Source organism: Mycolicibacterium sp. CBM1, assembly GCF_054073305.1.
On sequence record NZ_JBSXPP010000012.1, the window covers coordinates 140,796 to 157,915 of the forward strand.

21 protein-coding genes and 1 pseudogene are annotated in these 17,120 nt (G+C 67.3%); 12 read left to right on the top strand and 10 right to left on the bottom strand.

Annotated features, from left to right (window positions below; genetic code table 11):
- The first annotated feature begins 6 nt into the window (after nucleotides 1–6).
- Complete coding sequence (locus tag ACXDF8_RS17225) at nucleotides 7–2,025, top strand: acetate--CoA ligase family protein (protein ID WP_457224492.1); 2,019 nt, start codon at nucleotides 7–9, stop codon at nucleotides 2,023–2,025.
- 2 nt (nucleotides 2,026–2,027) lie between these two features.
- On the opposite strand, the gene ACXDF8_RS17230 is transcribed toward ACXDF8_RS17225, so the two are convergent.
- The gene (locus ACXDF8_RS17230; protein WP_457224547.1) at nucleotides 2,028–3,125 is read right to left on the bottom strand and encodes an ROK family transcriptional regulator; all 1,098 of its coding nucleotides are present in this window, start codon (nucleotides 3,123–3,125) and stop codon (nucleotides 2,028–2,030) included.
- Between the two features lie 392 nt (nucleotides 3,126–3,517).
- Here ACXDF8_RS17230 and ACXDF8_RS17235 point away from each other — a divergent pair.
- Nucleotides 3,518–3,679, top strand: a pseudogene (locus ACXDF8_RS17235) (xylose isomerase); the annotation flags it as partial.
- On the opposite strand, the gene ACXDF8_RS17240 reads toward ACXDF8_RS17235, so the two are convergent.
- Nucleotides 3,646–3,882: a hypothetical protein gene (locus ACXDF8_RS17240; RefSeq protein ID WP_457224493.1), complete on the bottom strand. Its 237-nt coding sequence runs from the start codon at nucleotides 3,880–3,882 to the stop codon at nucleotides 3,646–3,648. The pseudogene ACXDF8_RS17235 and the gene ACXDF8_RS17240 overlap by 34 nt on opposite strands.
- A gap of 68 nt (nucleotides 3,883–3,950) precedes the next feature.
- Here ACXDF8_RS17240 and ACXDF8_RS17245 point away from each other — a divergent pair, with 68 nt between their 5' ends.
- Nucleotides 3,951–4,157 (top strand): hypothetical protein, encoded by a 207-nt coding sequence (locus ACXDF8_RS17245; RefSeq protein WP_457224494.1) that lies wholly within the window; start codon nucleotides 3,951–3,953, stop codon nucleotides 4,155–4,157.
- Between the two features lie 142 nt (nucleotides 4,158–4,299).
- Here the strand turns inward: ACXDF8_RS17245 and ACXDF8_RS17250 are convergent, their stop codons facing one another.
- Both ACXDF8_RS17250 and ACXDF8_RS17255 read right to left on the bottom strand, forming a co-directional pair.
- Complete coding sequence (locus ACXDF8_RS17250) at nucleotides 4,300–4,647, bottom strand: cupin domain-containing protein (RefSeq protein ID WP_457224495.1); 348 nt, start codon at nucleotides 4,645–4,647, stop codon at nucleotides 4,300–4,302.
- A gap of 18 nt (nucleotides 4,648–4,665) precedes the next feature.
- Nucleotides 4,666–5,862, bottom strand: a complete 1,197-nt coding sequence (locus tag ACXDF8_RS17255; protein ID WP_457224496.1) for an NAD(P)/FAD-dependent oxidoreductase — start codon at nucleotides 5,860–5,862, stop codon at nucleotides 4,666–4,668.
- Nucleotides 5,863–5,927: 65 nt separating this feature from the next.
- Here ACXDF8_RS17255 and ACXDF8_RS17260 point away from each other — a divergent pair, with 65 nt between their 5' ends.
- Complete coding sequence (locus ACXDF8_RS17260; RefSeq protein WP_457224497.1) at nucleotides 5,928–7,103, top strand: acyl-CoA dehydrogenase family protein; 1,176 nt, start codon at nucleotides 5,928–5,930, stop codon at nucleotides 7,101–7,103.
- 140 nt (nucleotides 7,104–7,243) lie between these two features.
- On the opposite strand, the gene ACXDF8_RS17265 is transcribed toward ACXDF8_RS17260, so the two are convergent.
- On the bottom strand, nucleotides 7,244–8,302 hold the full coding sequence (locus ACXDF8_RS17265; protein WP_457224498.1) for an NAD(P)H-dependent amine dehydrogenase family protein: 1,059 nt from the start codon (nucleotides 8,300–8,302) through the stop codon (nucleotides 7,244–7,246).
- Nucleotides 8,303–8,456: 154 nt separating this feature from the next.
- Between ACXDF8_RS17265 and ACXDF8_RS17270 the strand changes: the two genes are divergently transcribed.
- Nucleotides 8,457–9,647 carry a lipid-transfer protein gene (locus tag ACXDF8_RS17270; protein ID WP_457224499.1) on the top strand — a complete coding sequence of 397 codons (1,191 nt, stop codon included), beginning with the start codon at nucleotides 8,457–8,459 and terminating at the stop codon, nucleotides 9,645–9,647.
- A gap of 12 nt (nucleotides 9,648–9,659) precedes the next feature.
- Here the strand turns inward: ACXDF8_RS17270 and ACXDF8_RS17275 are convergent, their stop codons facing one another.
- The 5 genes from ACXDF8_RS17275 to rpmB are packed head-to-tail and all read right to left on the bottom strand — an operon-like array spanning nucleotide 9,660 to nucleotide 10,998.
- Nucleotides 9,660–10,037, bottom strand: coding sequence for a hypothetical protein (locus ACXDF8_RS17275; protein WP_457224500.1), 378 nt, complete (start codon nucleotides 10,035–10,037; stop codon nucleotides 9,660–9,662).
- Nucleotides 10,034–10,297: a 30S ribosomal protein S18 gene (rpsR, locus tag ACXDF8_RS17280; RefSeq protein ID WP_457224548.1), complete on the bottom strand. Its 264-nt coding sequence runs from the start codon at nucleotides 10,295–10,297 to the stop codon at nucleotides 10,034–10,036. The genes ACXDF8_RS17275 and rpsR overlap by 4 nt, the downstream gene beginning before the upstream one ends.
- Nucleotides 10,291–10,596 (bottom strand): 30S ribosomal protein S14, encoded by a 306-nt coding sequence (rpsN, locus tag ACXDF8_RS17285; protein WP_457224501.1) that lies wholly within the window; start codon nucleotides 10,594–10,596, stop codon nucleotides 10,291–10,293. The genes rpsR and rpsN overlap by 7 nt, the downstream gene beginning before the upstream one ends.
- Nucleotide 10,597: 1 nt before the next feature.
- Nucleotides 10,598–10,762 (bottom strand): 50S ribosomal protein L33, encoded by a 165-nt coding sequence (gene rpmG, locus ACXDF8_RS17290; protein WP_457224502.1) that lies wholly within the window; start codon nucleotides 10,760–10,762, stop codon nucleotides 10,598–10,600.
- The gene (gene rpmB, locus ACXDF8_RS17295) at nucleotides 10,762–10,998 is read right to left on the bottom strand and encodes a 50S ribosomal protein L28 (RefSeq protein WP_457224503.1); all 237 of its coding nucleotides are present in this window, start codon (nucleotides 10,996–10,998) and stop codon (nucleotides 10,762–10,764) included. The genes rpmG and rpmB overlap by 1 nt, the downstream gene beginning before the upstream one ends.
- A 105-nt stretch (nucleotides 10,999–11,103) precedes the next feature.
- On the opposite strand from rpmB, the gene mrf reads away from it, so the two are divergent.
- From mrf to ACXDF8_RS17330, 7 genes are read left to right on the top strand one after another with little or no spacing between them, the layout of a single operon-like run.
- Entirely contained in the window at nucleotides 11,104–12,297 is a 1,194-nt protein-coding gene (gene mrf / locus ACXDF8_RS17300; protein ID WP_457224504.1) for a ribosome hibernation factor-recruiting GTPase MRF, read from the top strand.
- Nucleotides 12,297–12,554, top strand: coding sequence for a type B 50S ribosomal protein L31 (locus tag ACXDF8_RS17305; protein ID WP_457224505.1), 258 nt, complete (start codon nucleotides 12,297–12,299; stop codon nucleotides 12,552–12,554). Before mrf ends, ACXDF8_RS17305 begins: the two co-directional genes overlap by 1 nt.
- Entirely contained in the window at nucleotides 12,551–12,829 is a 279-nt protein-coding gene (locus ACXDF8_RS17310; RefSeq protein WP_457224506.1) for a WhiB family transcriptional regulator, read from the top strand. Before ACXDF8_RS17305 ends, ACXDF8_RS17310 begins: the two co-directional genes overlap by 4 nt.
- Nucleotides 12,830–12,878: 49 nt before the next feature.
- Nucleotides 12,879–13,163 carry a DUF1490 family protein gene (locus tag ACXDF8_RS17315; protein WP_457224549.1) on the top strand — a complete coding sequence of 95 codons (285 nt, stop codon included), beginning with the start codon at nucleotides 12,879–12,881 and terminating at the stop codon, nucleotides 13,161–13,163.
- Nucleotides 13,164–13,176: 13 nt separating this feature from the next.
- On the top strand, nucleotides 13,177–15,330 hold the full coding sequence (locus ACXDF8_RS17320; protein ID WP_457224507.1) for a heavy metal translocating P-type ATPase: 2,154 nt from the start codon (nucleotides 13,177–13,179) through the stop codon (nucleotides 15,328–15,330).
- A 33-nt stretch (nucleotides 15,331–15,363) separates the two neighbouring features.
- Nucleotides 15,364–16,341: a metal ABC transporter solute-binding protein, Zn/Mn family gene (locus ACXDF8_RS17325; protein ID WP_457224508.1), complete on the top strand. Its 978-nt coding sequence runs from the start codon at nucleotides 15,364–15,366 to the stop codon at nucleotides 16,339–16,341.
- Nucleotides 16,328–17,116: a metal ABC transporter ATP-binding protein gene (locus tag ACXDF8_RS17330; protein ID WP_457224509.1), complete on the top strand. Its 789-nt coding sequence runs from the start codon at nucleotides 16,328–16,330 to the stop codon at nucleotides 17,114–17,116. The genes ACXDF8_RS17325 and ACXDF8_RS17330 overlap by 14 nt, the downstream gene beginning before the upstream one ends.
- Nucleotides 17,117–17,120 lie beyond the last annotated feature (4 nt).

Sequence of the window (17,120 nt, forward strand, 5' to 3'; positions counted from 1 at the left end):
GCCGCCATGCTGGGTGCGCGGTCGGTGGCGCTGGTCGGCGCCAGTGCGCGCCACGGCAGTTTCGGCGAGCGGATGATCATCGAGGCGCGCCGCAGTTCGGCGCGCATGCATCTGGTCAATCCGCGCTACGGCAGCATCGACGGCGTCGCCTGCGCGCCTTCGCTGGCCGCCCTCGACGAACCCGTCGACATGGTCCTGCTCGGTGTCCCCGACGCCGCCTTGCTCGACCAGTTGCGGGCGGCCGCCGCGATCGGTGCCCGTTCAGCGGTGGTCTTCGGCTCCGCCCATGGGCTGCGCGAAGAGGTGGCGGCCGCGGCCACCGAGGCCGGGATGGCCCTTTGCGGCGCCGGCTGCATGGGATTCATCAACAACGCCAACGGATTACGGGCACTGGGCTACCTGGAGCCAGATCCTGTCCCCGCAGGTGGCGTGTCGCTGGTGACGCATTCCGGTTCGGCGTTCTCCACAATGCTGCGCGCCGAGCGCGGATTCGGGTTCCGGTTGGCGGTGTCCTCGGGTCAGGAGCTGGTCACCGACACTGCCGACTACGTCGACTACATCGTGACCGACTGCGAGACCACGCTGATCGCGCTGTTGCTGGAAACTCCCCGCTCGGTGGGCCGGCTCCGCGTGGCGCTGCGGGGGGCCGCCGACCGCAACATCCCGGTGGTGATCCTGCCGGTCGGGCACTCTCCGCGCGGCCGGGCGATGGTTGCCGCGCATTCCGGGGCATTGGCCGGCGACGCCGCTGGCTGGCAGGCGTTCTGCGCCGACACCGGCGCCGTGCGGGTCCGCGACATGGCCGAATTCGTCGACACGATCGAACTTTTCGAATCCGGCCGGCGCCGTCGGGTCGGCTCGCACGGGATCGCGACCGTGCATGACTCCGGGGCTGAACGTGCGCTGTGCGCCGACATCGCCCACGAGCTGGGGGTGGGCTTCGCCGACGTGAGCGAGCCGACGCTGACGGCGATCGGTGCACTGCTCGACGAGGGACTGGCCGCGACCAACCCGCTGGACGTGTGGGGCACCGGCGCCGACACGCGGGAGTTGTTCGGCGGCTGCCTACGGGCTCTCGCCGATGACCCCGCCGTCGCGGTCACAGCCCTGACCGTCGACCTGGTGCCCGAGTACGACGGTGACACCGCCTACGCCAACGCCGTACTCGACGCCGCGGGCAGCACCCAGGCGCCGCTGGCGGTGCTCACCTCGGTGCCCTCGGCCGTCGACCGGTCCACCGCGCAACGGCTGCGTGGCAACGGCATACCGGTTCTGGAGGGCGCCCGCAGCGGACTCGCCGCACTCGGTCATCTCGCGCACTGGCCGCTGCCCGTGCCGGCGGAGGTGCCGTCGGTCGACCCCGAGCGCCGGCAGCGCTGGTCGGCACGTCTTGCCCAATCCGGGTGGGACGCTCCCGCCGCCTTCGACCTGTTGAGGGACTACCACATTCCGGTGACCCGCTCCCGCGTCGCCGGTGATATCGGCGAGGTGGTAGCCGCCGCCGACGCCGTCGGCTACCCGGTGGCATTGAAAACCCTTGGAGTTGCGCACAAGAGCGATGTCGACGGTGTGCAGCTGGGCATCACCGATGCGGTGGCGCTGCGCACGGCCTACACCCGCATGGCCGAGCGGCTGGGGCCACTGGTCAGTGTCGACGCGATGGCCCCGGCCGGGGTCGAGATCTCGGTCGGTGTGGTGCGCGACGACAACTTCGGCCCACTGATCGTCGTCGCGGCCGGTGGCACGCTGGTGGAACTTCTCGCCGATCGCGTGGTGGCCTGCCCTCCCCTGACCGCCGAAGCCGCGGTCACGTTGTTGGGTTCGCTGCGCACGGCGCCGTTGCTCGCCGGGTGGCGCGGTGCGCCCGGCGTCGACATGAGCGCACTGGCTGGTGTCCTGGTCGGGTTCTCGCAATTGGCGGTCGAACTCGGCGAGGACGTCGATGCGGTGGAGGCCAACCCGGTGATCGCCTCGCCGGCCGGGGCGGTGGCCGTCGACGCCCTGGTGATCCCTCGCCAGCCCTGAGGCTAGGCCGCCGAGGCCGGGTCGGCCAGCAGCGGCGCGAAGGCCAACTCGGCGGCTCCGATCATCAACGTCTCGGCTCCGAGTGTCGCGGGTACGACGCGCACCAGTTCGTGTGCGGCTCGCAGGCTGTGGCGGCCCATCGTGGCCGCAAGCACATCACCAGCCAGCTCGGGATAGTCCCGCAGGAAGCCACCGAGCACGATCAGACCGGGGTTGAGCATGTTGACCGCGTTGCCCAGTGCGATCCCGAGATAGTGCGCTTGAGCCTCGACGTCGGAGTCGGCCTGGCTGACTTCTGTTTCCAGGCATCCGGTGTTACCGCAGTGGCAGCGGACCGTGCCGCCGACGTAGGTGTGCCCGAGTTCGCCGGCGTAGCCGGCCAGACCGTGCAGTAGCTCACCGGCGACGACGAAGCCCGCACCGATGCCACCGGCCCCGCCGTTGACGTAGATCATGTGATCGGCGTTGTGGTGCCGGCCGAAGAGGTGCTCGGCGATCGCTCCCGCGTTGGCGTCGTTCGCCGCGAACACCGGCAGACCGGTTGCCACGCTGAGCATGTGACCGAAGTCTGCGTCGTGCCACTCGAGGTGCGGCGCCAGCCGGACCGCCGAGCCGCCGTGCACCAGCCCGGGCACCGCCGCGCCGACCGCGGTGATAACGCACCCGGGCTCCAGCCGCGAGCGCAGCAGTTCGACAGCGCCGGCGGCGGTGGCCACCGCCGATTCCGCGGTGGGTGCACCGTCGGTGGGATAGCGACGGGTTTCCAGCACCATTCCGCCCAGCCCTACCAGGCCGACGGTGACGGCGTCGATCTCCGGATTGACCGCCACACACAGCGTCTTGGCCTGGGGACACACGATCGGGCTGGGGCGCCCGGCCTGGGTGGCGGGCGCCGCCTGAACTTCGGCGACCAGTCCGCGGACGACGAGTTCCTCGACCAGATCCTTGACCGTCGACCGGGACAGTCCGGTCCGGCGGGTCAGCTCGGCGCGGCTGAGCGCCCGGTGTCGGTGTACGAGGGTCAGCACCCCGGACAGGTTGCGCCGCCGCACGTCGTCGGTGCTGGTGCCGATCCTGCCTGCGCGAGTCACCCCAACCACCTTTCCGGTTCCGGCCGCCACTGCCACACACTGGGCACTGACAGTGGCACACACCACATCTTATGTTCGGATCGAGAACATATATAAGTCAGGGGATCGCCATGCTCGTTCTGGACTCGCGCGCCGCTGCCGGCGAGGTCTCCTCAGCCATCGGACAAGCTCTCCTTCGGATTGTGGACCGTCGGCTGGCGCGTACGGGCTGACGTTCCGCGATGACGACCTCTTCCCGTTCGGCTGCCCGGACGCCGAACGTCGGTACGCCATCGACCGGCTCACCTGCGCACTGCACTCCACCGGCATGGTCGTGCCGATGGTGACCACCAAACCTATTCACCCATCCTGTCTTCAAAGACGGCGCCTTCACCAGCCATGACCGCGCGGTCCGCCGGTTCGCACTGCGCAAGGCCTTGCGCAACATCGACCTGGCGGCCGAACTCGGCGCCGGAACGTTCGCGCTGTGGGGCGGGCGCGAGGGTAGCGAGTACGACAGCGCCCAAGACGTGCGCGCCGCCTTCGAACACTATCGCGAGGCGCTGGATCTGTTGTGCCAGTAGCTGATCGACAACAATTCGACCCCGAGACCGGCCACGAACAGATGGCTGGGCTGAACTTCATGCACGGCATCAGCCAGGCGCTCTACAGTGGCAAGCTGTTCGGCATCGACCTCGACGGGCAGCGGGGAATCAGGTTCGACCAGGATCTGGTGTTCGGCCATGCGTTCTCCCTCGTCGACCTGCTGGAGAACGGCGGTCCCCACGGCACGCCCAGCTACACCGGCCCACGGCACTTCGCCTACAAGCCCAGTCGCACCGAGGACATCGACGGGTGTGGACCACCGCGGCGGCGAACATGCGAATGTACCTACTCCTCAAACAACGCGCCGCGGCGTTGCGGGCCGACCCCGAGGTCGCCGAGGCGATGGCCGCTGCCCGGGTCCACCAGCTGCGTCGCTCCACACTCGGACCCGGCGAGACCCATCAGGACTTGCTGGCAGACCGTATCGCCTACGAGGAATTCGATGCCGAATCCTAGTTTGGCGCAATGGGTTTTGGGTTCGTGCGACTACAGCGACTGGCTGTCGAGCAGCTGATGGGCGCTCGCTAGCCCGACTGGCGGCCAGTGTCGACGCCCCCTCGCGACGGCGACGGGCGCCGACTGAGCGCAGGCGCGATCACTAGAAGATCGCGTAGGCCTTGCGCAGGATTTCGTGGATCTCCCAGGTACCCGTCCAGCCGAGCGGGAAGACCGCCAGGTCACCGGCGCCGACCTCGCTGGGTTGGCCGCCATCGGGGGTGACGGTCATGCGGCCGGAGACGACGTAGATGACTTCGTTGGTCTCCAGGGTCCAGTGCGAGGGACCCGGGGCGCACTGCCAGATACCCGCCGACTTCTCACCGTCGACCCAGACCTCGAGACCGTGCGTGGCCATCGGGTGATCGGTGGCCTCGTCGAGCGGGCCCCAGTCCTCGAGTTCGGCATCGGCGGCACTGGCCAGGACGGTGGTGAGCACTGCGGCAGTCATGGTGAAACCCTCTCGTTGTCAAGCATGTTCGGGGAACGGCAGAGAAATCGGTTCGGGAGCCAGTCGGCTGTTGCCGTCGGCGTCGAATCGGTCGAGTCCCAGATCGGTGAGGTCGAGCCAGTCGCAGTCACCGGTCAGCGTCAGGTCCGCGGCCGCCTGCGCCACTGCCGGCCCCCACATCATGCCGTGGCCTGCCGGGCTGGCCACCACCGTCCCGGCGATCGAACCGGTGTCGTTCAACAGCGGTCCCAGGATCGGCAGATGGTCGTTGGTGTAATCGATGGTCGCAGCCCAGGTGCGCCGCAGACCCAGGCCGCGCACCGGCGGGAACAGCGACTCGATGCGGGCTCGGGCCTTCTCGTAGTAGCCCCAGTCGAATTCGGTCGCCGGACCAGGCCGCTCGAGCGGGTTGCTCATCCCCCACAGCACGCCGCCGAATTCACCCGGCCGCCAGTAGATTCCCTCACTGACATCGAAGACCATCGGCAATGCGTGGATGTCGGCGTCATGCAGGGGCTCGGTGACCACCACCTGGTGACGGGTGCCGCCAGCCGGGACTCGGCCGCCCGCCCGTTCGCCGACCTCACCGAGCAACGGACCACCGGTGAGCACGACGCGCTCGGTGTCGATCTCGCCGGCGGTGGTCTCGACGCCGACAACGCGGCCGTTGGCCACCCGCAGTCCGGTGAACGCACACCGCTCGCGGACGTCGACGTGGTGGGCGGTCAGTGCCGCGGCGTAGGCAAGCACGTTGCGCGGTGCGTCGATGTATCCGTCACCGGGCGCATACGAACCGCCAGCGGTCACCCCCGGTGCCAAACCTGTGCAGCGGCCATCGATATCACTGGCGGACAGCCATTCGACGTCCAGCCCGAGCCGGCGCTGAAGGGCGATGCGTTCGTGGGCGGCGGCCACCTCGGCGTCGGTGAAGCACGGCATGAGGTAACCCTGGGCGACGAATCCGCAGTCCAGCGGATAGCGGTCGCCACTGGTGGCGTAGAACTGTTGACTGCGCAGACCGAGCCGGATGGCGGTTTCGGTGCCACCCTGTGCGCGCACCATCCCGGCCGCGCGGCTGCTGGCGCCCTCCCCCAGCGTCCGGGCCTCGAGCAGCACGACGTGGCCGGCTCCGCGTTCGGCGAGCTGGACCGCCGTCCACGCCCCGACGGTACCGCCGCCGACCACCACGACGTCCGCACTGCGACTGCTGGTCATAGCTCAAGACCGTGACATAGACTGAACGCTCAGTCAATAGCCTCCAAGAGCGGAGAACACCGCGTATGTACGGGTTGACAGCCCAAGACCTACGGATCCGGGACACCGCCCGCGAATTCGTCGAGACCCTGATCCCCTACGAGGTGGAGGCCGAGACCGCCGGCGGACGTTTGCCGCAGGAGTTGACCGTCGCCCACCACGCCCGGGCAATCGAGCTGGGGCTCTACGCCACCAACATGCCCACCTCGGTGGGTGGACCGGGATTCACTGCGCTGCAACAGGTGCTGGTGCAGGAACAGGTCGGCCGAGTCACCAACGCGATCGCCTGGGTGATGCACACGCCACCACAGTGGTGGGCCGAGGTGGCCACCGACTACCAGAAGCAGCGGTGGCTGCTGCCCGCGGTGCGCGGCGAGAAGCACGAGGCGTATGCGATCACCGAGGAGTTCGCCGGATCCGACGTCTCGGCACTGGAGACCACCGCCCGCCGCGAGGGCGACGAGTACGTGATCAACGGGATCAAGTGGCATGTGACATCGTTCAACCTGGCCGAATACTGCTTCGTGCAGGCAGTACTCACCGACGGCCCGCACCGGGGCGACCACGTCCTGCTGGTGGTCGACCTGCCCTGGCCCGGCGTGGAAGTGGTTCGCACGCCACACTATTCGCACAACATCCCCGACGAGCACCCGATCGTGTCGTTCACCGACGTCCGGGTTCCGGCCAGCCACCTCGTCGGTGCCGAGGGCCAGGGCATGACGTTCACCCAGGACTGGTTCCGATTCGAGCGAATCATGGTGGCCTCCCGCTGCGTCGGCGCGGCCCAGCGCCTGGTCGACGAAGTCACCGCGTTCGCGAAAGACCGCGTCGTCGACGGCAAACCGCTCGGCGAGCATCAGCTGGTCGCGGGCATGCTCGCCGACAGCGCCACCGAGCTGTTCGCCGCCCGCAGCCTGCTCTACGAGGTCGCGCGCGGCATCGACGCCGGCCTGGACCGCAAGGCCCTGCACGGCCAAGCGTCGATGGCCAAGTTGTACTGCTCGGAGATGGCGGGACGAGTCGCCGACCGCGCCGTCCAGATCTTCGGCGGCCGGGGCTACATGCGCGAGAACGTCGCCGAGCGGATGTTCCGTGAGCTTCGTGTCGAGCGGATCTGGGAGGGCGCCAGCGAGATCCAGCGCATCATCATCGGACGCCAGCTGATGTTGCGCGGGCCGCAGGCGGTGCTCGAGCCGCACTGAGCGCCACATCGAGTCAGACCTGAGTGCGAGGTTGCGAAGGTGATACTCGCCCTGAGGTCTGACTCGTCGCGGTGGGCAGCGGCAGCGTCAAGGGAATACTGCTCGACGACCATCGGGCGCGCTATCCACCCCGCTGCTCGTCACCGACTCAGCTGCGGAGCGGCACGTCCGGTGATCAGAGGGAGGTCGAAGAAGCTCGCGATGCCGGGCGCGGCCGCGCACGTCGCCGGGATGGCATTGACGCAGTGCGCTGCGGTGGCCACCACACCAGGGTTGCTGATCAACCCTTCCTCGATGGTTTCGGGCTGCCAGCCCTTGACCGTGACGAACGTATTCGGATTGCCCCGGACCTCCATCTCGTAGCGCTCCCCGGCGGGCCCGAACGACCATGCCGGATCCAGGTTCTCCTCACCCATCAACCAGTTCACCGTGATCCGCACGACGATGGTGTCGGTGACGACCGCATCCCAGTGGAACCGCCGGCCGGCGACCTGTCCGGGTTGGATCACCCCCATCGGGGAGTCGATGGGGGCCGTGGCGACCGCCACCTCCTGCGAGGTCCGGATGTTGGGCTCGGCGGCGAATCCAAGCCGGTCGACGATCAACCGCACCGACTGGAAGAACCCGCCGTTGAGCAGCTTCTGCATCGGACCGGTCAACGCGCTCTCGGGCGTACCGCCGAAACCCATCACGTACCGCAGCACGTCGGGGGCCCCGTAGGTGCGTAGATCGGAGAACTCCTCGGCTCGCACATGGGTCACACCGGTTGACATCACCGACAGCAGCAGCGGAAACAGTTCGGTGGCCGCACCGGGTCCGATCCCGGCGCCGTGCAACGTCACCCCGCCCTCGCGGGCCGCCGCATCGAGCGGTGCGGCCTCGGACTCACTCGGGTAGAACCAGCCCACCGGGCTGACGACGTTCTTCCCCGATCGCAGCAACGCCGTCACCTCGTCGAGGTTGGGCAGCAGCGGCGCATAGATCACCGCGTCGGCGTCCAGCGCCAGGATGTCGTCGATGCTGTCTGTGGCGGTAATGCCCAACGGGCCAGTCCCGATGATGTCCCCCACATCCTTGCCCGCCTTGTCCGCCGAATGCACCCAGCAGCCGACCAGTTCGAGGTCGGGATGGTCCAGCACCCCCTTGACGGCCGCGACCCCGACGGAGCCGGTGGCCCACTGCACCACTCGCAACGCCACTGGACACCTCCCCACAAAACTAGAACGTGTTACAACTACATGTACACGACGAGCCCGCGAGCAGACGCAAACTCGCACTTTTCCGCCCTCCGATATGCGATTCTTCGTCTGCTCGTCGCGAGTTGCCGAACAGTGCCAAGTGGAAGGGCCAGCGATGCCGAACAAGGTCTATGTCGTCGGCGTGGGGATGACGAAGTTCGAGAAGCCCGGTAGCCGCGAAGGCTGGGACTACCCGGACATGGCCCGCGAGTCGGGCACCAAGGCGCTGGCCGACGCCGGCGTCGAGTACAGCAGCATCGAGCAGGGGTTCGTGGGCTACTGCTCGGGAGACTCCACCTCCGGCCAGCGCGCGCTGTACGAACTGGGCATGACGGGCATCCCCATCGTCAACGTCAACAACAACTGCTCGACGGGATCGACCGCACTGTTTCTGGGGGCACAAACCATCCGCGGTGGGCTCGCCGACTGCGTGCTGGCGCTGGGGTTCGAGAAGATGCAACCCGGCTCCCTCGGCGGAGGTGCCACGGACCGGGAGACACCGCTGGGTCGCCACGTCAAGGCGCTGGCCGAGATCGACGAGTTCGCCTTTCCGGTTGCGCCGTGGATGTTCGGCGCCGCTGGGCGCGAGTACATGCGCGAATACGGGGCCACCGCTGAACATTTCGCGAAGATCGGTTACAAAAACCACAAGCATTCGGTGAACAACCCGTACGCCCAGTTCCAGGACGAGTACTCCCTGGAGGACATTCTGGCGGCGAAGATGATCTCCGATCCGCTGACCAAGCTGCAGTGTTCGCCGACCTCCGACGGCTCCGGCGCGGTGGTGCTGGCCTCAGAACGCTTCGTCGACTCCCACGATCTGGCCGGCCAGGCGGTGGAGATCGTCGGCCAGGCGATGACCACCGACTTCGCCTCGACATTCGACGGCTCGGCGAAGAACATCATCGGCTACGACATGAACGTTCAAGCGGCCCAGAAGGTTTACGACCAGAGCGGGCTGGGCCCGCAGGACTTCCAGGTGATCGAGTTGCACGACTGCTTCTCGGCCAACGAGCTGCTGCTCTACGAGGCACTGGGTCTGTGCGGCGAAGGCGAGGCCCCGAAGCTGATCGACTCGGGTGACACCACCTACGGCGGCCGCTGGGTGGTCAACCCCTCCGGTGGGCTGATCTCCAAGGGCCATCCGCTCGGCGCGACAGGCCTGGCCCAGTGTTCCGAGCTGACCTGGCAGCTGCGCGGCACCGCCGACAAGCGCCAAGTGGACAACGTCACCGCCGCGCTCCAGCACAACATCGGGCTCGGCGGCGCAGCCGTGGTGACGGCCTACCGGCGCGCCGAACGCTGAGACGGTTCGGCGTCAGTTCTGCCGGCTGACGTGCGCCAGCTGTCGTAGCGGGTGCCGCAGCGGTGCGGGTAGCGCGGCGAGATCCCACCGTCCATGCATGATCCAGTCGCACAGTTCAGTGAGGTCGGCGGCATCGACGATCGGCCCGACCCAGCGGGCGGGCCCCGCCGGGCGGCGATCCGCTGTACACGGTTGCAGCATCGCGATCACACCGCCGCCTGGCCGCGTCGCGCAGAACCCCGACCCGAGCAGGCACGTCGTGGTGACCAACATGCCGTGCGGACAGGCGCGCACCACCGCCCGCAGGGCGTCGACCCAGGAATGATCCACGCCGCCCGCACACCCGTCGCAGAGCACGACGGTGAAGGCCCGTGACGTGTGCCTGCTCATCCCGACTTCGCTGTCGGGTACGGCAGAAGTGCCATCTCCCTGGCGTTCTTGATCGCCATCGCCACCTGGCGTTGCTGGCCGACGGTCAGGCCAGTGACTCTGCGGGAGCGGATCTTTCCCCGCTCGGAGATGAACACCCGCAAGGAGGCGGTGTCCTTGTAGTCGACCGCCGTCAGGCCCATGCTCGTCAGCTGGTTGCGCCGGGGTCTGCCCTCCACGACCGGAGCCGGACGCCGCCGGGATCGATTCGCCTTCACCAGCTCGCCTTCCGCACTCCCGGCAGCTGCCCCTGGTGGGCCAACTCACGCACCCGCACCCGGGACAGGCCGAACTTCCGCAGATGTCCACGCGGTCGTCCGTCGATGGCGTCGCGGTTGCGTACCCGTACCGGACTCGCGTCGCGCGGCTGACGGGCCAACTCCTGCTGAGCACTCACCTTTTGGTCAGCTGACGTGTGCGGCGAGGAGATGATGCGCTTGAGCTCAGCGCGACGCTCGGCGTACCTGGCGACGGTCGCGATGCGCTGCTCGTTCTTGGCGATCTTGGATCGTTTGGCCACTTCAGCGCTCCTCACGGAACTCGACGTGGCGCCGGATCACCGGGTCGAACTTGCGCAGGACCAACCGGTCGGGGTCGTTGCGCCGATTCTTCTTGGTGACATAGGTGTATCCGGTGCCGGCGGTCGACCGGAGCTTGACGATGGGACGGATTTCGTTGCGTGCCATCAGATTTTCTGTCCTTCCCGGCGAAGCCGGGCGACCACGGCTTCGATCCCGTCTCGATCGATGACCTTGATGCCCTTGGTACTGACCCGGAGTCGGATCCGTCGGTCCTCGGAGGGCAGGTAGTAGGTCTTGAGCTGGATGTTGGGCGACCAACGTCGCCTGGTGCGCCGATGCGAATGTGACACCGAGTTACCGAAACCCGGTGCACGCCCGGTGACTTGGCAGTGTGCGGACACGGAACCTCCCGCGCGAGTTAATGACAATGATTGTCGACAAGCGACATCTCGCACTGTACCGTGGGAGTCGCACTAATGGAAATCGTTTTCAATACAGGAGGTGCGGTGCGGACCCCGGTACTGCTCGTGGCGGGACAAGGCGACACCGATGCTGTGGCCAGGGTCCTGCTGCGGCACGAGAGAACACTCGTCGTACGACACCGATTCGACGGTCACGTGGTACATCGCCTGGTGACCAACGTCCAGAACGGATTCCTCACCACGTCGGATTCGGCATTGGAGCTGCAGCACGGCTGCGTGTCCTGCACTGTGCGCAACGATCTCCTCACCCTGTTGCGCCGGCTGCACCGTCGCGACGACGTCGATCGGATCCTCGTACACCTGGAGCCGTGGCTGGAGCCCGAACCGATCTGCTGGGCCATCAACCATGTTCGGGTTCGCATGGGGCCGGGTTACGCCGATGGTCCGGCCGCCCGCGACGTCGAGATCGCCGCCGTCATCAGCTGCCTCGACTCCCCCGACTGGCTGGCTGCCGCGGTAGGCGACGACGAGTTGGACGACGGGCGCACCGTCTCTCAGGTTGTTGTGGGGCAGACCGAGTTCGCCGATGTAGTGGTGGCACAGCAATTGGACCAGCGGACGCTGGCGGTGTTGCGGCGGTTGGCCCCGCGCGCGTGGATCATCCGCTCCGAGGAACACGTCGAGGAAGCGTTGGCGAACCTCGACAGCAGCGCCCGGCGCGGAGCCAGCGACGATCCGTGGGGTCCGCTGCTGGCGGGCCAGCCCCCGTTGGACGCCGACGGTGATGTTGCCCTCGTCGAGTTCGAGGCCGACCGACCGTTCCATCCGCACCGGTTGCACGATGCGGTGGACGTCCTGCTGAGCGGAGTGGTGCGTACCCGGGGCCGTATCTGGCTGGCCAGCCAACCCGAGCAGTCGATGTATCTGGAGTCCGCGGGGGGTGGACTTCGGGTCAGTTCAGGCGGGAAATGGCTTGCCGCCATGTCGGATTCAGAACTCGCCTATGTGGAATCGGAACGCCGCGCGCTCGCGGGCCTGATCTGGGATGAGCGTTACGGCGACCGGCGGACGTCGATGGCCGCGCTGATCTGCGGCGCCGAATCCGACGAGATCATCGCGGCACTGAACGCGGCGCTGGTGACCGATGACGAGCTGGCCCACCCCGAAACCTGGACCCGGTTCGGCGACCCCTTCGGGGACTGGCATGAAGATCCCTGCGACGGCTCCCCCATACCCGCCGAATTGTCCACCCCTAAGAGCAGTTACGGAGACGAGTGATGAAAGCTGGCATTCACCCCGACTACCGCCCGGTGGTGTTCCAAGACGCCACGACCGGCACGACCTTCCTGACTCGCTCCACGATCACGACGTCGAGAACCATCGATCTCGAGACAGCGAACGGAATTCATACCTACCCACTCGCAGTGGTGGAGGTCACGTCCGACTCGCATCCGTTCTGGACCGGTGAACGCCGGATCATGGACGTCGCGGGACAGGTGGAGAAGTTCCGCCGGCGCTACGGAGAGCGCCGTTGACCGTAGGAGCACGAGTCAACAAAGCCGACCCAGACCAGGAGTGGCGCTTACAGGCTCGATGCCGGGGCATGCCGATCGAAATGTTCTTTCTCGCGGCCACCGAGAAAGGCGCGCAGCGCGCCGCACTCGAAGCCGACGCCAAGCGAATCTGCTTTTCGTGCACAGTTCGTCGGCGGTGCTTATCCTATGCGCTGGGAATCGGGGAGCAGCACGGGGTCTGGGGGGCGACAACACCGGCGGAGCGTAGCGCGATGCGCAAACGGGCTGTGTCGTGACTGACGGCAATGATCAACTCATAGTGATGAACTCATAGTTAGGTAGATGATGATGTGGCATCCAGTGGTCACCAAGGCCGCAACGACGGTGGCGACCGGCGTGGTCGGGGTAGCTGCGTTCGAAGCGCTGCGCAAGGTGTCGGCGAAGCTTCCGTTGCGCCAGACGGCCGTGAACGCGACCGCACTCGGGCTGCGCGGAGTGCGCGCCGCCGAAGCCAATGCCGAACGTGCCCGGCTGGCCTTCGGCGACGTGGTGGCCGAAGCGCGTGAGCAGATCGGCGAGGAAGCGCCCGCGCCGGTGGCCGGCGAATCCGCTCACGACCACGCGCACTGACGTGCCCGACGGGATGACCGTCCGGTCCGACGCGGCCGGCCGGCTCCGGATGAATGTCGCCAATCTACTGGGTAATTCGCGACGTGCGGTCGCCATTGAGGATGCACTCGCTGCGACGCCGGGCGTGCGCGCCGTCCACGCCTACCCCCGCACGGGGTCGGTGGTGGTCTGGTACACACCGGCGCAATACGACACCGGTTCGCTGGTCGACACCATCGGAGCCGTCCTGGATCGGCCCAGCCACCCCAGCGCCCCCGCGGTTCCCCGATCCGCCGAGGTCGCTAACGCCGACGTGGTGCGCATGACGATCGGCGGCCTGGCCCTGCTCGCGCTTGCCGTCCGCCGTTACCTGTTGCGTCGGCCGCCGTTGCTGGGCCCCACCAGCAGGCTGATCGCCTCGGCCGTGACGCTGGTGACCGGGTATCCGTTCCTGCGTGGCGCGCTGGCATCTTTGCGCGGAAGACGTTCTGCAGGAACGGATCTACTGGTATCGGCGGCGACGCTCGCCAGCCTGGTACTGCGGGAGAACGTCGTCGCCCTGACGGTGCTGTGGCTGCTCAACATCGGTGAGTTCCTCCAGGACCTGACGTTGCGACGGACCCGGCGGGCGATCTCTGATCTGCTCGCCGGTGGCGAGGACCGCGCCTGGATTCGCTTGGCCGACGGCACCGAGGTCCAAGTGCCCACCGATACCGTCAAGACCGGTGACATCGTCGTGGTCCACGAGCAGGTCGCCCTCTCCGTCGACGGCGACATCGTGGAGGGCGAGGCAATCGTGGACCAGTCCGCGATCACCGGCGAGCCGCTTCCGGTGAATGTCAGCGTCGGCGGTCATGTACACGCCGGTTCCGTCGTCGTCCAGGGCCGTATCGCGGTGATGGCCACGGCTGTCGGGAATCAGACCACGATCGGACGCATCATCACCCGCGTCGAGGAGGCACAGCGCGACCGCGCGCCGATCCAGACGATCGGTGAGAATTTCTCCCGCCGATTCGTGCCTGCATCGTTCCTGCTCTCGGCCTTAACCTTTGCCATCACCCGCGACGTGCGCCGCGCGATGACGATGCTCTTGGTCGCCTGCCCGTGCGCCGTCGGACTCGCCACCCCCACCGCGATCAGCGCTGCGATCGGCAACGGAGCCCGGCGCGGCATCCTCATCAAGGGTGGCTCGCATCTCGAGCAGGCCGGCAACATCACCGCGGTCGTCTTCGACAAGACCGGAACGCTGACCGCGGGCCGGCCGGTTGTCACGAATGTCATTGCTTTCAGCAAGGATTGGCAGCCCGAGCAGGTCCTCGCCTACGCCGCCAGTTCCGAGATCCACTCCCGACACCCATTGGCCCAAGCCGTCATCCGGTCCACCGAGGAACGTCGCATCATGATTCCGCCGCACGAGGAGTGCGAAGTCCTCGTCGGACTCGGCATGCGCACTCGGGCCGACGGACGCACCCTCCTGCTGGGCAGCGGCGAGCTGCTGCGCCGCGAGAAGGTGCGGGTGACCAAGAAGGCATCCGAGTGGGTGACTCGGTTGCAGCAGCAGGCGGAGACACCGCTGCTGTTAGCCGTGGACGGCAAGCTGGTCGGCCTGATCAGCCTGCGTGACGAGGTCCGTCCGGGTGCGGCGGCGGTGGTCCGACAACTGCGCGCCAGGGGCGTTCAACGCGTCATCATGTTGACCGGCGACCATCCCGAGACGGCACGTGCCGTCGCCGACATCGTGGGTATCGACGAATGGCAGGCCGAAGTGCTGCCGGAGGACAAACTCGCCTGGATCCGCCGCCTGCGCGACGAGGGCCACGTCGTCGCCATGGTCGGTGACGGAGTCAACGACGCACCGGCCCTGGCCGCCGCCGATATCGGTGTCGCGATGGGGTTGGCCGGGACCGATGTGGCGGTGGAGACGGCCGATGTCGCGCTGGCCGGCGATGACCTCGGGCGGATTCTGGATCTGCAAACGCTGGGTTCGCACACGGTGACCGTGATCCGGCAGAACTACGGCATGTCCATCGCGGTCAACGCCGTGGGTCTGCTCGTCGGTGCGGGCGGTGCGCTGTCCCCGGTGATGGCAGCCATCCTGCACAACGCCTCGTCGGTCGCCGTGGTGGCCAACAGCTCTCGACTCATCCGGTTTCAGCTCGACGGGAACGGAACGTCGAACCCGGGCTAGCGCGATTAAATGAAAACGATTATCGTTTGCAACATGACCGCACTCTTCCCACCTCGACGCTTCGCCGTGGCCGCACTCGTGGCGCTCACCCTGCCCCTCGCGGCCTGCGGGTCGGACAAGGCAGCCGACCAGGCAACCTCGACGGGATCTTCGAGCCCGACCGCCACCAACGCCACCGCCGCCGGCACTGCGGCCTGCCCGACCGCCCCAGTGGATGTCGTTGTGAGCGTGGATCAGTGGGGCGACATCGTCTCCCAGCTTGGCGGAGCCTGCGCCAACGTCAAGACGGTACTGGCCAGCTCGTCGGTCGACCCGCACGATTACGAGCCCTCCCCGTCGGACGCCGCCGACTTCGCCGGCGCCAAGCTGGTCGTGGTCAACGGGGCGGACTACGACCACTGGGCTTCTGACCTGGCCAAGACATCCGCGCCGGCGGCGCCGGTGATCAGCGCCGCCGAGGTCACCAAGACCGCAGACGGAGCCAATCCGCACCTGTGGTACAGCCCGGCCGCGGTGACCGCCGTGGCCGACGCCGTAACGGCCGAGCTGAGCAAGATCGACCCACAAGCCGCCGAATACTTCACCACCGAGCGAACCGCGTTCACTACTGCCTTGCAGCCGTACAACTCGCTGATCGAGAAGATCAAGGCAAGCGCAACAGGTAAGTCCTATGCCGCCACCGAAGGGATCTTCGACTACCAGGCCGAGGCGATGGGGCTGGTCAACAAGACGCCCGAGGGCTATCAGAAGGCCTCGGCCAACGAGTCCGATCCCTCCCCTGCCGATATCGAGGCATTCCGAAATGCGCTGGCCGGACACCAGATCGACGTGCTGATCTACAACACCCAGACCGAAGGATCGATACCCGAGCAGATCCGCAGCGCCGCCGAAAAGGCCGGCGTCCCCGTGGTGAATGTCACAGAGACCGTACCGCCCGGTGTGACCTCGTTCGTGACGTGGCAGGACGAGCAACTGACGGCGTTGGCCAAGGCACTCGGTGTCGCTGTCTGACCCATCGACCAAGCGCACCGCACTGACGTTCACTGACGCCAGTGCGGTGCGTGGCGGTCGGCTGATCTGGTCGCACGCCACCTTCGAGGTGCCTGCGGGTGGAATCGTCGCAGTGATCGGCGCCAACGGAGCGGGCAAGACCACCCTGCTGCACATGGTGCTGGGGTTGGTCCCGGCGGCCACCGGGCAGGTCAGCGTCTTCGGCCGCCCGCCCGGCGAAGACAACACCAACATTGGTTATGTGCCCCAGCACTACGCCGCCACCGTCGGCGAAGCCATTCGCGCCGACGACGCGGTACTGCTCGGACTGACCGGCAGCAGCTGGCGGTTGGGTCGGGCCTCGGCCGAACAGCGCCGCCGGGTGGGCGAGACCCTCGCCTCAGTCGAGGCGACCGGCTTCGCCACCCGACGACTGTCGATGTTGTCCGGCGGGCAACGGCAGCGCATCGCGATCGCCGAAGCTCTTGTCTCGCATCCCAAGATGTTGATACTCGATGAGCCGTTGGCTTCGCTCGACCTTCGTAGCCAGCGCGAGATCGTCCTGCTGCTCGAGCGGCTACATCGCGAGACGGCGATGACGATCCTGGTCGTCGCCCACGACATCAACCCCCTGCTGCCGATACTGGACAGCGCCATCTATCTCCTGGACGGGCACCCGCACTTCGCCCCGATCGGCCAGGTCGTCGACGACGCACTGCTCACCCACCTCTATGGCACCCCCATCGAGGTGGCGCACACACCGCAGGGCGATCTCTACATGAGGAGCGTCCTGTGACAAC

Bases quoted from the DNA above. Each gene is read 5' to 3' on its own strand.
- ACXDF8_RS17275 (WP_457224500.1), bottom strand. From the start codon at position 10,037: ATGAGCAGGCACACGTCACGGGCCTTCACCGTCGTGCTCTGCGACGGG.
- ACXDF8_RS17320 (WP_457224507.1), top strand. From the start codon at position 13,177: ATGACCGTCCGGTCCGACGCGGCCGGCCGGCTCCGGATGAATGTCGCC.
- ACXDF8_RS17225 (WP_457224492.1), top strand. From the start codon at position 7: ATGCTGGGTGCGCGGTCGGTGGCGCTGGTCGGCGCCAGTGCGCGCCAC.
- ACXDF8_RS17305 (WP_457224505.1), top strand. From the start codon at position 12,297: ATGAAAGCTGGCATTCACCCCGACTACCGCCCGGTGGTGTTCCAAGAC.
- ACXDF8_RS17270 (WP_457224499.1), top strand. From the start codon at position 8,457: ATGCCGAACAAGGTCTATGTCGTCGGCGTGGGGATGACGAAGTTCGAG.
- ACXDF8_RS17260 (WP_457224497.1), top strand. From the start codon at position 5,928: ATGTACGGGTTGACAGCCCAAGACCTACGGATCCGGGACACCGCCCGC.
- ACXDF8_RS17250 (WP_457224495.1), bottom strand. From the start codon at position 4,647: ATGACTGCCGCAGTGCTCACCACCGTCCTGGCCAGTGCCGCCGATGCC.
- rpmG (WP_457224502.1), bottom strand. From the start codon at position 10,762: ATGGCACGCAACGAAATCCGTCCCATCGTCAAGCTCCGGTCGACCGCC.
- ACXDF8_RS17315 (WP_457224549.1), top strand. From the start codon at position 12,879: ATGATGTGGCATCCAGTGGTCACCAAGGCCGCAACGACGGTGGCGACC.
- ACXDF8_RS17255 (WP_457224496.1), bottom strand. From the start codon at position 5,862: ATGACCAGCAGTCGCAGTGCGGACGTCGTGGTGGTCGGCGGCGGTACC.
- ACXDF8_RS17325 (WP_457224508.1), top strand. From the start codon at position 15,364: ATGACCGCACTCTTCCCACCTCGACGCTTCGCCGTGGCCGCACTCGTG.